Raw genomic sequence first — 13,409 nt, 5'->3', positions numbered from 1 at the left:
CTCTACGCCGCGTCAACCCGCCTCGCGGGCAGGACCACCACCGAGCCGTCACGGCTGCGCACCATCTCAATCTCGACATCGGATGACCTGCCCGGCAATGCAACTCGGTTACCAAGCTGATGAAGCCGATGGGACGTGCGCAGCATGTTGTCCACTGCGCCTGACGAGAAGACCTTGTCGCGGATACCCCTCGACCGATCGAGCTGCAGGTCGGACAATCGCAACAACACCTGCTCAACGCCAGACTCCAAATCGGATACTTTCTGCTGATCGGACCGGAGCGTCTGCACAAAGTTTTCGAACGGATTTGCCGGATCGTGTTGCGCGTGTTCCACAGCCTGGATGAGGATTACTCGCTTCTTCAAGGCAATGGCCAACTGCGCCAATTCGAGGTGCGCGTAGAACTCACCTGTCTCTTGGTCGATTCCGGCGAAAGTCTTTTTGAGCTTTGCAATTTCGACGGGGGCATCGCCGATCTCGTCGAGACCAGCAAGCCACTTCTTCAATCGCTCCTCTGCTTCGACAAGGGCGGTGTTGATGGCATATACGGCTGAATCGAGGCCCAACGAAACCCCGACACGGCCCTGATCTAACAAGATTGCCTGTGCCTTCTCGATTGCGTCCCGACAACCGTTGAGGGCGCTACGCTCTCGTTGGAGCGCGTCGCTATGGAGCTTCTCGAGCAGTGCGGTGATGTTCTCGATCGCCTGCTGCCGCTTGTGCTCCGCGTGCGCACTGACTCCGACAGCGACAGCCATCATCACGAGGGGTGCAGCGACGGTCAACGCGCCTGCGCCCGCCGCCGCCACCCCAGCGCCCGCCGCAGATCCGGCCTTGACAGGCACGAATGACGCCTGCGCCACGATGCCCTTAGAACCCGTCAGCGCGCTGTGCACACCACCGGCCACCGCCTTGGACGCCATCGGCTTCACCATATTGGTACCGAGCTGTCCGGCCACCTTCGCAGGCACGACCATCCGATACAACGTCTCGCCGGATAGAGCCGCCGCCGCTGCACCCGTCTTTGGTGCCGAGGACACGAGCTGCGACAGATGGGTCGCCAGGGGGCTCGCGCTACTAAGCGCTAACCCTGAGCTGCGGTCGAAATCTGCAGGGACGGGTCGTGCGTCCAAGGTTGCGATCGGCGCATCTGCGACCGCGGCGAGGACTGTCCGGATCTCGGCCAGTCGCTCCGGTGTCATGGAATTGCCCAAAGGTATCGCCGGCAGCGGCGTATCCCGCGTCGCCAACGTCCACACGGGCACCACACTTCCCCCGGTCTCAGTCATCGCATCCTCCCCAGTCTGCGTCCCCACCATAGGTGAAGCTTTGCGCGCCGTCAGCTGCGTGTCCTTGAAGCGTTCGCGAACCGACGGCACAGAGGCAAACGCAGGCGCCTCGTCACGACTTGACGTGGCTCTGTGCGCTCTGGCGATAGGACGAGCCGGCCGTGCGGGCTGACGCCAACTCTCCGCAAACTTTTGTCAGCTGTCATACCTATCTCCCATAATTGGGACACTCCCGCCCGATACGCTGCCAGCAATCAGATCGCGTGGGGATCTTCTAAAGCTAGCCGAGGGGTGTCTTGATGTCGATTGACCAGCAGTCGGACGTTGATGTCCTGGTCCGCAAGGCGGTCAATCTGTTCACGTTCCTCGGACGCACGCAAGAGCTGCTGGTCAAGCCGATTCGCACTGTCGCCGGCTTCGAGGAAGCCGTCTGGTTTAGCGATATGCCGGCCCATCCCGCCGTCCGGAGTCGCCACGGCATGTCCGACCTTGCTGCCGAGGAACCCTTACTGGAAGTTGACCGCGTGCCGCGGCTTGATCCGCCGGCAGTGCCCAGCTCGCTGATCGAGTGGGTAGAAGGTCCATTCGACGACATCGATCAGCAACCAACACTGCACGACGAGATCTTCACCGACGAGCCCCAAAGGTGGAGGCCAGAGCCTTCGCCGGATGACGACCAGCCCGACGAGGAACGGGACCCGCGGCGTGTACTACTCACCGAAGCGATCGGAGTCACCAAACCGTTCGGCGAGTGGCTGGTCACCTGGCAGGCCTGGGCCGACCGGGAGCGTCATGACCTGGTCGCGCGTGACCTCTACAAGACACTATTTGCGCTGTTCCTGAAGTCAACCGATCACAGCGAGGAGTTCGAGCTCGTCGTCGGCGTCGGTTGTCTCGCGTGGCGGCCCGAGAATCATGACCAAGTTCAGCGCCACGTGGCCACCGCACAGGTTGCCATCTCCTTCAACGAAGCGTCCGGCACGCTCAGCGTCACCCAGGTGCCGTCACCGCAATCCCTGGTCATCGAAACCGACATGCTCGAGCCCAGACTGATCTCGTCGCCTGCCGCTGTCGACGAAATCAGGGCAGACGCCGCGGACTACTCGGGTCACGTGCTTGACGCCGCTGCGATCGGTGAACTCTGCCGTCGCTTGATCCTGAGACTTGACCCCGATGCGGCGTACGACGATGTCGTCGCCGCCCCTACGGGAATTGGCCCCAAGGGTGCCTTCGCGCCCGCACTGATCCTTCGGCGCCGAACGAACCGCGGTCTGGTCCAGATCTACCAGCAGATCGTCGCGCAGATCCTAGAAAGCAACCAGGTCCCCTCAGGTGTTCTGCCCCTGATTGATCCGGACCGGCAGCCCGAGGCACACACCAGCGATGGCCCGGGCGCCGTCGTCACCATCGACGACGAAGACTTCCTTCCGCTACCCGTCAACGAGCAGCAACGCCGCATCATCGACCGCGTCGACACCACGGCACAGACCGTGGTGCAGGGCCCGCCCGGAACCGGCAAAACACACACGGCCGCCGCGCTCGTCTCCCATCTGCTTGCCCAGGGCAAGCGTGTCCTGATCACGGCCCACACGGACCGCGCACTGCGCGAAGTGCGTGCCAAACTGCCGCAGGAGATCCGCTCCCTCGCAGTGTCCGTGATCGGCCAATCACGTTCTGACATGGCCGAATTGCGCACCGCGGTTGACAGCATCTCCAGGCGCGCTGACGAGTTCGAGCCTGATCAATCGCGCAGGGCCATCGAACAACACCATCTGCGTCTCGACGCGCTGCGTCGCGAGCGCGCCGAGACGTACGCGCGGCTCATGGCTGTCCGTAGGCTGGAAATCGAGACGCGCACCGATGGCCCAGCCGAAGGCACGCTTACGGCTATCGCTTACCGCTGCCTTCAAGACGAGCCCCGCTTAGGGTGGATCCGCGAGTATGAGGTCGACCCGAGTGGTTCCGGAACAACCGTGTCCAACGCCGAGATCAACCGTTGGCGCGCAATCCTTCTCGACCCAGACGTTATCGAGCACGAAGCAGAAGCCGTCGATGAACTGCCGTCGCTGCACCTCGTGCCGTCTTCGGATGTGTTCACGACCATGGTGCTTCGCGAACAGCAAGCGATCGCGGCCAAGGAGCGGTTCGGCGCCCTGCTCACCCACGAGACGTTCAACTTCGTAAGATCACTTCATCCCGCGCTCAGGCATGAACTTCGGCAACGCGTTTCTGCGCTCGCGGAACGCGCGACGGCGCTCGAGCAGCGCCACGAGAGCTGGATGAACGAAGCGCTACGCGACGTACGCAGCGGCCGCCAGCAGACGTGGATCAAGCGATCTCAACAGATCAAGAGTCTGGCTACCGGCGCCTCGACCATCATCGCGCGCCTCGGCCCAACTACGACCGTTGCGGTGGCTGGCGACGTCAGCATCCAACAGCACATCGCCAAAACGCTTCTTGCGCATCTTCAATCGGGCGGCAAGATCAAGGTCCAGGCGGACGGAACACCCAAGCTGGGAGCCTTCACACCGAAGGCTGTGAAGCAGAGCGACGGCTTCTTCCGGGATGTCAAAGTCAACGGAGTGCCGGCCACGACCGCGGAGCAGCTCGCCGCAGTGGTCGAATGGGTGGAGGCGAGCCGAGTCATCGCCGCCATGGATCAGGCGTGGCCGGCATCGGTGCAAATACCGCAAGAGGACACTTTCGAAGAACAAGTCCAATGGCACTGGACAGAAGTCAAGCAGCTTGACAAGGTCCTCGCGCTCGGCCATCAGATCGAACTGGAACGCGACTGGTTTCAACGAAATTCCCTGCCCGTCCCCAACTGGAACGACCTCGAAGAGATCAGGCGCTACGCCATCCTGGTCGAAGCCGCCGCTGCCAGCGACGCTGCCGCGGCGGCGTCACATCCGATCGAGCAGCTCGCCGTCGCGATCTGCGAGGGTCGACCTCGTCCCAACCTAGTTGAGATCACTGCTGAGCTCGTACGTGCAGTGTCTGATCGAGACCTCAGTGGCTTCAACGCTGCTCGCCACCGTCTCGAGCATCTCCATCGAGTGGCCGATACCGTCGCCGAGCGCAACCGGATTCACACGCTGCTCATGGCATCGGCCCCGCGTATCGCAGAAACTATCCGTGCGGAGCCTGACGCCGTCGAATGGGACGAACGCCTCGCCACCTACGCAGAGGCCTGGCATTGGCAGATGACCAGCCGGTGGGTCCTCGCCCAGGACGACGAAGACGTCAATGCGCTCAAGGTGAAGCTCAACAACATCGACAGTCAGATCCGCAACGAAGTGGAGCGCCTCGCAGCCGAACGCGCATGGGGCCACGCCGTGGCGCCGGGACGGTTGACCGGACGGGCGCGTGCCAATCTCACCCAATACGCTCAGCTCGTTGCCGCACTGGGGAAAGGGACCGGCAAGTACGCGGCGAAGCAGCGCGCCGAGATCACCGATGCGATGGATCGTTGCCGCCCTTCGGTTCCGGTGTGGATCATGCCGATCTACCGCATAGCCGAACAGGTACGCGTCGAGCCGAACCTGTACGACGTGGTGATCGTTGACGAGGCGTCGCAGGCCGGTCTTGAGGCAACTTTCCTTCAGTACCTGGCACCCAAAATCGTCGTCATCGGTGATGACAAGCAGGTGTCGCCTTCGGCAGTCGGAGTCGATCAGCAGCAGCTGCATGATCTTGCCAATCAATTCCTCGCGACCGATACATTCCGCGCATCGTGGATGAATCCGAAGCGGAGCTACTTCGACGAGGCGACGATGCGGTTCGGCGGCAAGATCACGCTGGTCGAGCACCGACGCTGCGTGCCCGAGATCATCGGTTTCTCCAACCGAGTGGCCTACGAACCCGAAGGCATCCGACTCGTACCGGTGCGCCAATTCGGCGCCGAACGGCTGGAGCCCATCCGTATTGTCCACCTGCCCAACGGTTACGAGGCTGACAATAAAACCAACGTGGTCGAAGCCGAAGCCATCGTCGACCAGATCCTCAAATGCATTGCCGAACCGCAGTACGACGGCAAAACGATGGGCGTCATCTCGCTGTTGGGCGCGGAGCAGGCGAGACTCATCGAGCACAAGCTGCTCGACGCGGTACCGCCGGAAGAGTGGAAGGCCCGCGACCTGCGTTGTGGTGACGCGTCGGCCTTCCAAGGTTCCGAACGCGACATCATGTTCTTGTCGATGGTCAAAGCCCCGTCCGAGGATCGCCGCATGACAGCATTGACGGCGACACAGTACGTGCAGCGTTACAACGTCGCGGCCTCACGCGCGAAAGATCAAATGTGGGTGTACCACTCAATGGCTCGCGAAGATCTGACGAATCCCGAGTGCATGCGGTATCAGCTTCTCGACTATTGCTACGGGGTAGCCAATCGGACTCGCAAGGACGCCGACACCACGACGCTCGGCGTCGTCCCCGAAGACCGTCTTGTCTCGCCCTTCGGGTCATTATTCGAACAGCGGGTGTACAACCGCATCGTCGACCGCGGCTACACCGTCCATCCGCAATACCCCGCACAGGGATACAACATCGACATGGTCATCATCGGCGCGAAGGGTAAGTTAGCGGTCGAATGTGACGGCGACTTCTGGCATGGGCCCGACGCATACGAGGCAGATCTCGCGCGACAACGCGAGTTGGAGCGCTGCGGCTGGGAGTTCTTCCGGATCCGCGAATCACTGTTCTACGCGGACATGGCAGGTTCGCTTGGCAAGCTGTGGAAGACGCTCGACGAGCTCGACATCCGAACGGCCGATTGGATCGATCCGAACTTCGAGGAGGATGAGCACGCCGTCGACGTTGCCATCACAGCAGACGAGTCGGACTCAATCCCGACGGACGAAGCGCCTCTGGTCCAGGACTCCCGGGCAGTGGTCGACGTCGGGCTCGCAGGTGCCAATCGCGACTTGCCTGACGACGTCAAAGTTGCCTCAGCGGATCTGGAAGCCGCAAGAGACGAGCGTATCTGGGCATCTGATGTCGGCAATATCAAGCCGGATCTTGCGTTCGACGGCGAGGATGAGGAAACCGGCGATGTCGGCAATGCATCAAACGCCTCGACCTCGGTAGCCACTGCGGATGAGGGTGCGGAAGTTGCCGGCGGCGAAGTCGCAGCTGCCGACTTCGAGGCACCGGTCCATGACAACGTACTCAATGATGACCTATCCGAAGACTATGTCGCAGAACAGTTTTCGAAGCATGGTGCATTCAATCTTCAGGCATACACCACGTTCGACGATCCGCTTCCCGGCATTGCCGAAAGCCGACTCGACACCGTCTCCACGAACATTGCGAAGATCGTCGCTGTCGAAGGACCGGTACTAGGGGAACGGCTGCACCAGGCGTATGCCAAAGCTGCAGGCGGCCAGGTGGTGGGCAAGAAGATCGCGCAGATTTTGAACCAAGCCATCACCAGCGCTGAGCGGCGAGGAATGATCGTTTCCGACAATCCGCTAGGCGATGCGGGCGTCAAGCCGAAGACCTTCCGCTTGGCGTCCCAGCCCGAGGTCGTCCCCCGCGAGCTTGGGCCGCGCTCGCTCCGTTCGGTTCCTCCCGCAGAGCTAGCGCACCACCTCGCGGAGATTTCGCGCGAATTACACGGAAGCACTGTAGAAGAGCTCTTCCGCAGGGTTCTTCACCGATTCGGCCTCGAAAGACTCACCGACAACGCGAAAGCAGTGCTGACGCGGGCGATCATGCTGGTCCCATTGCCGGACCCTGAGACTGAACGCGCCAGTGACCACCCTGCAGAAGGAACTTTGTGACCTACGTAATCAGCATCATCAACCTCAAAGGCGGCGTGGGGAAGACCACAACGACCGTCGCCATGGCGGAAATCCTTGCGGGCGAGTTCGATAAACGTGTCTTAGTAATCGATCTTGACCCGCAGACGAATTCAACGACGATGTTGATCGGAGAGAACGCTTGGAGGGAAGCCAACCACGCCGGTCACACGTTGGCTCCGCTGTTTCAGGACTCCATCCGCCCTGAGCGCGACGCTCCCCGCTTTGATCTCGATAAGACGCTGTACCGAGAGGCATCCCCGATTGCCGCCGTTCGAACTCTGGATCTGCTGCCCAGCAGCCTGGACCTGATCGACGTACAGGATGATCTGGCCGCCGCTCGTGGTGGTCGTTTCCACACCGACCGCCCGGTGGACCTACTCCACAAGGCGACGTCGGCCTTGGTCCCGGAATACGACTACGTTCTGATCGACTGCCCGCCGAATCTCGGCATCATCACCTTGAATGGTCTCCGAATGTCGCAGGGGTATGTGATCCCCACCAAGCCAGACATCCTCAGCACGTACGGAATACCGCAGATCATGAACCGCGTCGCTGGCTTCGCGGACAGCCTCGACCGTCGAGTTACGCCACTCGGCACCGTGGTGAACATGTATCGCCTTGGAGTGAAGATTCACGAGAACACGATTCGCTCACTACACCGCGGTGTCGATGAAGGTAAGGTACCCAAGCTGTTTCGTGCATTTATACCGTACGGAAGCGCGATCGAAGAGGCGGCAGAGTTCGTCGCGACCAACACTTTGAAGCAGCGCTGGCGGCCGACGAGCCTCTATGGGCAACTGCAGGATCTGACTCTCGAACTCACCGAACGAGCGGAGGCCCAGCTGTGACGTCGAACGGCGCCGGCGTCGCGCACGATGATCTTGCAGCGGTCCTCGCCAACCTGGCGACAGTGGTTGCCGAAGAAGCGGCCCGCAACAACGGCTTTCGAGCTCGCCTGAGCGAAGTGCTCGGCGTCAGTAGGCCGCTAGCAACCGTTGATGGTGAGGCGGAAGCGATTGCCCGGCCCGCGACGGCCGGGGCCGCGAAGCCGCAGCCGAAGCGTGGGCGTCGCGCCCCGGGACCGTGGGATCCCTACACGGTCTACGCAGAAGTGGGGGAGACGGGTCTGACGGAGCGTCTTAACGAGCTCGAGCTCGAGCAGCTTCGCGACATCGTCGCCGAGCACGGCATGAACCACGACGGAAAGGCGATGCGGTGGAAGACCGCCGACAGAGTTGTCGGTCGCATCGTCGAACGCGTCGTTGATCGAGCGGGCAAGGGTGACGCCTTCCGAAGCGCATAGCCGATTTGGTACCGGCCCTGTCGCAGCTTAGTGGTAGTCATATCTGCGTTGACCAAGATGGAGGCAGTGATGACAGACGACCCACCAGTGCGAATCTTCCGCGACGAGCTGGAACTGGGCTCGGTGACCGTGAGTTTCCAGCGGACACTGCGTATCCCGGAGGCCGGGTTGCATCCGCTGCCACCGGGCCTGGGCCGGTTTCCGCTGCGGCGGGTCTCCGACTACCCGGACACGGCTCCGGCGGAGTGGCTTACCCGTGGCGGGGTCATGCTGCCTATCTACCAGCGCGAGGCGATGTGGCTGTCGTTTCATGCTTCTGAGCCGTCCGCGCTTCAGGTCGGTGTGGGAAAGGTTTGCGCCATCAGTGGCCTGCCGTGGCTTGACTATCTCATTGGTGAACCCCAAAACTACGTGCCGCTTCCGGAACAACCATGGCTGGACGGGATTAACGCCGGTCACGGCTTCATCCGCCAATTTGTTGCCGTACCGCTGGGATCCGGTGCAACAGTCGAAGGGCAGGTCACCGGAGAAGAGATTCACGGCGGAGTTCAGTTGCGGGTGGTTGGTCTGACCCAAGATGCTTTAGAGCAGTGGCGTGCTGCCCAGCGGCAGTCGCTCCCGGTCTATGGCGATGCGTTCGAACTGTACGGGGCGCCGGACGGTGCGACGGGTGCGGAGCCCATGGGCGCGAGTATGGGGCTGGGAGCCGGCGGGCGGATGCGGCAAGAGGTCTATGCCGATGATCGGGGCCTCGCGGACTACGACCATAGTGCAGGCTCTCGGGTCTTTGTACAGCTGTGCTCGGCGGAGCAGTGGACGGCCATAACGGGCGAGGTTCCGCCGCCCACGCCGGTCGACCGGGACGCCTACGTCCACGCGGGTCTCCCTTGGTTCGACTTCTACAATGCCGACGCGGATGACCTCACTCCATCGGAGATCCTCTCGTCGGTTAAGGCGGTCGGAGAAAAGCTTGGTGCTGAAAAGAAACCGTTTGTCCCGGTCGGTCCGGACACGGTGATCACCCTCGGCAGCGGCGGTGGCACCGTCGTGACCGACGGAAAGTGGTAGCCCTACCAAAGGATCAAGGATGTCGGGGTCTCTCGCTATCGTCTCTGCGGGAGGGGGTTATTCATGATTGAGTTCCGAGACGACGATGAAGGTTATGCGGATTGGCTTGCTGCTCATCCGGATGGCCACGTGATCAATATCGCGCGCGGTTACAGCTCGGCTGATGCCCGTCTCCATCGCGCGAGTTGCCGGTGGCTCACGAGTCAGGTCTCACGAGGTGTCGGGTTGACGGGCCACTACGTCAAAGGTTGTGCACAGGATTTGGCTGAACTCGCGCACTGGCCGACTAAGCAGGTGAGAGAGCAGATCCTGTCGTGCCGAACCTGTCACGGGACACTCCAAGCCTTGACTGCTTCATCTGCCCCGGCAGCACGGCAGGCGTCATCACCTCCGCTGAGGGAGGGCCGTTGGGACGTTCAGGGACCGACGAACGGCAACGGAGTAGTTGAAGCGTGGTCCGACGACTACATTCGCTTCGAGCGTCGCCCGCGCTGGCAGGACGACCTGCGCACCGAGATCAGGACTCGCTGTCGACAGCTCAAACCGTCGTCTGAGCAGGTGCTGCACGCCGTGTTCATGGGCGACAAGCGCCCCAACGCCGACATCGAGAACTTGGTCCTGTACAACATCGATTCGTTCAAGGCGGCAGGCCGAAACGGAATTCGGTTCGAACACGGTGTCGCTTTACGCCCGTTCCCCGATGCCACCGACTGTCCGTACCGCTACCGGTACGCGCTCAGGGAACGGTCGGCCACGTTCACCGACTGGGAACCAGTGCGGACGCTCGCGACGTTCGATTGGATCTCGTTGGACGGGTTCGCCGGCGGGAAGAGACAAGCGAAGGTGTGGCTGGCACTCGCGCGAGCCCTTGCGCGAGGTGAGATCGAAGTGTTCGAATCAGCGGCGCCTGCAACGCCCTTCGCTGTCCGAGTCCAGCTTCGTCCGCCGCAGGGACGCGAGCCGGTCTGGGGCAATCTCGTCAAAGAGGTCTTCGATGGGGTGATCTGCGCCTTTCAGGCGCACACTGACCCTAAAGGCCTCGACGATGTCGTGCAGCGTCTCGGGACGTACCTCCCGGCAGGGCTCGACGAGATCCGTCGGCTGCTGCTGGACCAGCACTGGGCCGCGTTGGGGACTGAGCCGCGTCTGGTCTCTGCCTACCGATCGGGTGTGAAATGGAATCCTGCTGACCACTGGTGCATTGCCGGCGAACTGCTTCCTGTCGAACCACCGGCCCGACTGGCCGGTCCAGGTTGGGCAATCAAGGGGGATCTCATCGAGCTTTCGCGCCGATCGCAGGACAACGGCTCCTCAGCGAACTGACGCAACGGAGTTATCCCGGTCGGCTGACTGAATCGCTACCATCGCGTTCGACGGAGGGGAGACGTCGGGGATGACGATCACGGTTGCTGAAACACCACGCCTGGCCAACGGCGCCGAGCGTCGGGTGTACCAGCTGCTGATCGACCAGCTCGAGCCCGGCGACCTGGTCATCCCCGGCAAGCGCGTCACCGATCACCTCAAGGATCACGAGGTCGACTTCTTCGTCGCCATCGAAGGCGCCGGCATCATCTGCATCGAGGTCAAGGGCGGCGAGCTCTGGCACGACGGCGAGACCTGGTGGCAGAAGCGCCGTGGCCACGAGCACAAGATCAATCCCGTCCGCCAAGCCCGCGAAGCCTGCTACGCGCTGCGCGACTTCATCGAAAAAGACCCGCGCTGGACTCAAGGCCGGTTGCGCTGGGACCACGTCGTCGTCCTGCCGAACACCGATCTGCCCGAGGACTTCGCGCTGCCCGAGTGCCCGCGCTGGAAGGTCATCGACCGAACCGACCTCCCCGATATCGTCGTCAAGCTCCGCCACATCCTGCACAGTCAGGAACTCGATCGGCCGCTCCTCGACGCCCAGGGGATCGCCCAACTCGGCGAGTCGCTGAGCGGACGAGGACTGCCGCAGCGCAGCGTCGTCGCCCGTGCCCTCGAAAACGAGGACGCCGCAGATATTCTCACCGAGCATCAGTCGGTCATCCTCGACTCCGTCCGGCTGCTGAACCGCGTGGAGGTTCGCGGCGGGGCCGGTAGCGGTAAGACGTTCCTCGCCATGGAACAAGCGCGCCGGCTCGCCCGCGCGGGTCAGCGAGTCGCGCTGGTCTGCTACTCGCACGGCCTCGCCTCGTACCTCGAGCGAATCACCGAGACCTGGAACCGGCGCCAACGTCCCGCCTACGTCGGCGAATTCCACGACCTGGGTAAGACCTGGGGCGCTCCCGAAGGTCCCGACGAGTCACTGCGGAACGACAGCACCGTCCAGTTCTGGGAACACGATCTTCCCGCCCAAATGGCCAATCTGGCAGCGCAACTCGACACCGGGCATCGGTTCGACGCGATCGTCGTCGACGAAGCCCAGGACTTCGCGGACGCCTGGTGGGACCCGCTGCTGGCCGCCCTCAAAGACGAGGAGACCGGCGGACTGTACGTCTTCTCCGACGAGGGACAGCGCGTCTTCAACCGACACGGCTCACCACCGGTGCCCCTCGTCCCGCTGATGCTCGACCACAACCTGCGCAACACCCGCCAAATCGCCAATGCGTTCCAGCCGCTCGTCGACCACCCGATGCGCTTCCTCGGCGGCGAAGGCCCTGCCGTCAAATACGTCGCGTGCACGGCGGCTGACGCGATGAATGCCGGCGACGACGAAGTCGAACTGCTTCTCGAACAAGGTTGGCGACCAGAAGATGTCGCGCTGCTGACCACCGGCACCCGCCACCCCGAACAACGCGAACGGCAGGCCGCTGGGAGTGCCGCCTACTGGGACAGCTTCTGGGACGCCGAACAGGTCTTCTACGGGCACGTCCTCGGATTCAAGGGGCTGGAGCGCCGCGCGGTCGTGCTCGTGGTCAACGAAGAGTCAGCGTTCGAGCGTTCACGAGAACGCCTCTACGTCGGACTGTCGCGCGCCCGCGACCAACTCGTCGTCTGCGGCGATCCAGACTTCCTCCGTGAGGTCGGTGGTCCGGATCTGGCTCGGCGCCTGAACATTCCACATGAGGTCTCGTCATGAATGAGCCGAGCCCCCTGACGCTCGACCGCCTACACACGGTGCTCCAACGAGCGACCGGGTTGGATGGCAAATACCTGGCCGGATCGGTAAATGCCACGTCGAGCCAGGTGTATCAACCAAGCACCTCGGTCAAATTTCCAACGGGGAGTGTCGCGTCAGTGGAACGAGTCAATCTCTGGCTTGAGGATGCCGACGTGCGCCTGGCGGTGTGGCCTGCAGAGTTGAAGAGCCAGTTCACGTCCGTATACTCCGACCCCGGGAAGGTCCAACGGCTGATCGCGGCGGAAGACGCGTCACGCTGGGAGATATTTCCCAACTTCCAGCTGGCATTCCCCTTCTCGGCACCCGCGATGCGTTGGTACCCTCGCCGACACCTCACGGGGGCGCAGTACCTGAACCAGTGGATCGACGACCTTCGCGATGACCGTGCTAGGGGATGTAGGCGCGAAGACGTGGAACGTAACGAGTTCTGGGACTGGCTTCTCGAACGCCGATACGCGGATCGCGACGATCGACAGAGTTTCGACATGTGGTTGAGCCGACAACCAGTGAGACGCCAGATCCACATTCGGCCCGGCTTCGAGATCCTCCGGTTGTGGAGCCTCGATGAGGTAGGGGCCAGTGACATGTCTGGGCGGTTCGCATCCGAGGTGAGGGAGTGCCTTGACGAAATCCTCGCCGCACTGGGGGAGCCCTCACTGCTGACGTTTACTGCGAACCACTTTGAGATGGAGAGCGATCCGAACTGTGCATCACCGCCTCCACCTTCTCAAAGTGACCAGCCAAACGGCTCATAAATGCAATTACGTCGGCGGCATGCGGAGTAACACGCGTGTCGATTGATGATGAAGGGTGTCGAGCGGGCCCCTGAACTGAGTACATGTCCG

Annotated in this window: 9 protein-coding genes; 7 read left to right on the top strand and 2 right to left on the bottom strand. The window is 62.3% G+C overall.

The genetic code is table 11. From position 1 onward, the window contains the following. Nucleotides 1-2: 2 nt before the first annotated feature. Together AWC12_RS07870 and AWC12_RS31560 are read right to left on the bottom strand one after the other, a co-directional pair. The gene (locus AWC12_RS07870; protein ID WP_085173809.1) at nt 3-1,289 is read right to left on the bottom strand and encodes a hypothetical protein; all 1,287 of its coding nucleotides are present in this window, start codon (nt 1,287-1,289) and stop codon (nt 3-5) included. 254 nt (nt 1,290-1,543) lie between these two features. Next, nucleotides 1,544-1,765, bottom strand: coding sequence for a hypothetical protein (locus tag AWC12_RS31560; protein WP_234813878.1), 222 nt, complete (start codon nt 1,763-1,765; stop codon nt 1,544-1,546). A 558-nt stretch (nt 1,766-2,323) separates the two neighbouring features. On the opposite strand from AWC12_RS31560, the gene AWC12_RS07865 reads away from it, so the two are divergent. The 7 genes from AWC12_RS07865 to AWC12_RS07835 all read left to right on the top strand — a co-directional run bounded on the left by AWC12_RS07865 (nt 2,324) and on the right by AWC12_RS07835 (nt 13,319). After that, the gene (locus AWC12_RS07865; protein WP_272937879.1) at nt 2,324-7,069 is read left to right on the top strand and encodes a PDDEXK-like endonuclease domain-containing protein; all 4,746 of its coding nucleotides are present in this window, start codon (nt 2,324-2,326) and stop codon (nt 7,067-7,069) included. Then, entirely contained in the window at nt 7,066-7,938 is an 873-nt protein-coding gene (locus tag AWC12_RS07860) for a ParA family protein (RefSeq protein WP_085173427.1), read from the top strand. Before AWC12_RS07865 ends, AWC12_RS07860 begins: the two co-directional genes overlap by 4 nt. Continuing rightward, complete coding sequence (locus AWC12_RS31555; RefSeq protein WP_085173425.1) at nt 7,935-8,393, top strand: hypothetical protein; 459 nt, start codon at nt 7,935-7,937, stop codon at nt 8,391-8,393. The genes AWC12_RS07860 and AWC12_RS31555 overlap by 4 nt, the downstream gene beginning before the upstream one ends. Before the next feature lie 69 nt (nt 8,394-8,462). Then, nucleotides 8,463-9,461 (top strand): hypothetical protein, encoded by a 999-nt coding sequence (locus AWC12_RS07850; protein ID WP_085173807.1) that lies wholly within the window; start codon nt 8,463-8,465, stop codon nt 9,459-9,461. A gap of 345 nt (nt 9,462-9,806) precedes the next feature. After that, nucleotides 9,807-10,784, top strand: a complete 978-nt coding sequence (locus AWC12_RS31030; RefSeq protein ID WP_165762784.1) for a hypothetical protein — start codon at nt 9,807-9,809, stop codon at nt 10,782-10,784. Nucleotides 10,785-10,854: 70 nt separating this feature from the next. Further along, nucleotides 10,855-12,522, top strand: coding sequence for an NERD domain-containing protein (locus tag AWC12_RS07840; RefSeq protein WP_085173421.1), 1,668 nt, complete (start codon nt 10,855-10,857; stop codon nt 12,520-12,522). Beyond that, on the top strand, nt 12,519-13,319 hold the full coding sequence (locus AWC12_RS07835; RefSeq protein WP_085173419.1) for a hypothetical protein: 801 nt from the start codon (nt 12,519-12,521) through the stop codon (nt 13,317-13,319). The genes AWC12_RS07840 and AWC12_RS07835 overlap by 4 nt, the downstream gene beginning before the upstream one ends. Nucleotides 13,320-13,409: the final 90 nt, after the last annotated feature.

The organism is Mycolicibacterium iranicum (assembly GCF_002101705.1).
GTDB lineage: Bacteria > Actinomycetota > Actinomycetes > Mycobacteriales > Mycobacteriaceae > Mycobacterium > Mycobacterium iranicum.
The sequence above is the reverse complement of the archived record's forward strand: the minus strand, read 5'-3'. Positions and strand labels throughout refer to the sequence as shown.

What these genes read in the sequence shown, in the direction of transcription:
- AWC12_RS07870 (WP_085173809.1), bottom strand. Translation starts at nt 1,289, where the DNA reads ATGACTGAGACCGGGGGAAGTGTGGTGCCCGTGTGGACGTTGGCGACG.
- AWC12_RS07865 (WP_272937879.1), top strand. Translation starts at nt 2,324, where the DNA reads ATGCTCGAGCCCAGACTGATCTCGTCGCCTGCCGCTGTCGACGAAATC.
- AWC12_RS07850 (WP_085173807.1), top strand. Translation starts at nt 8,463, where the DNA reads ATGACAGACGACCCACCAGTGCGAATCTTCCGCGACGAGCTGGAACTG.
- AWC12_RS07840 (WP_085173421.1), top strand. Translation starts at nt 10,855, where the DNA reads ATGACGATCACGGTTGCTGAAACACCACGCCTGGCCAACGGCGCCGAG.
- AWC12_RS07835 (WP_085173419.1), top strand. Translation starts at nt 12,519, where the DNA reads ATGAATGAGCCGAGCCCCCTGACGCTCGACCGCCTACACACGGTGCTC.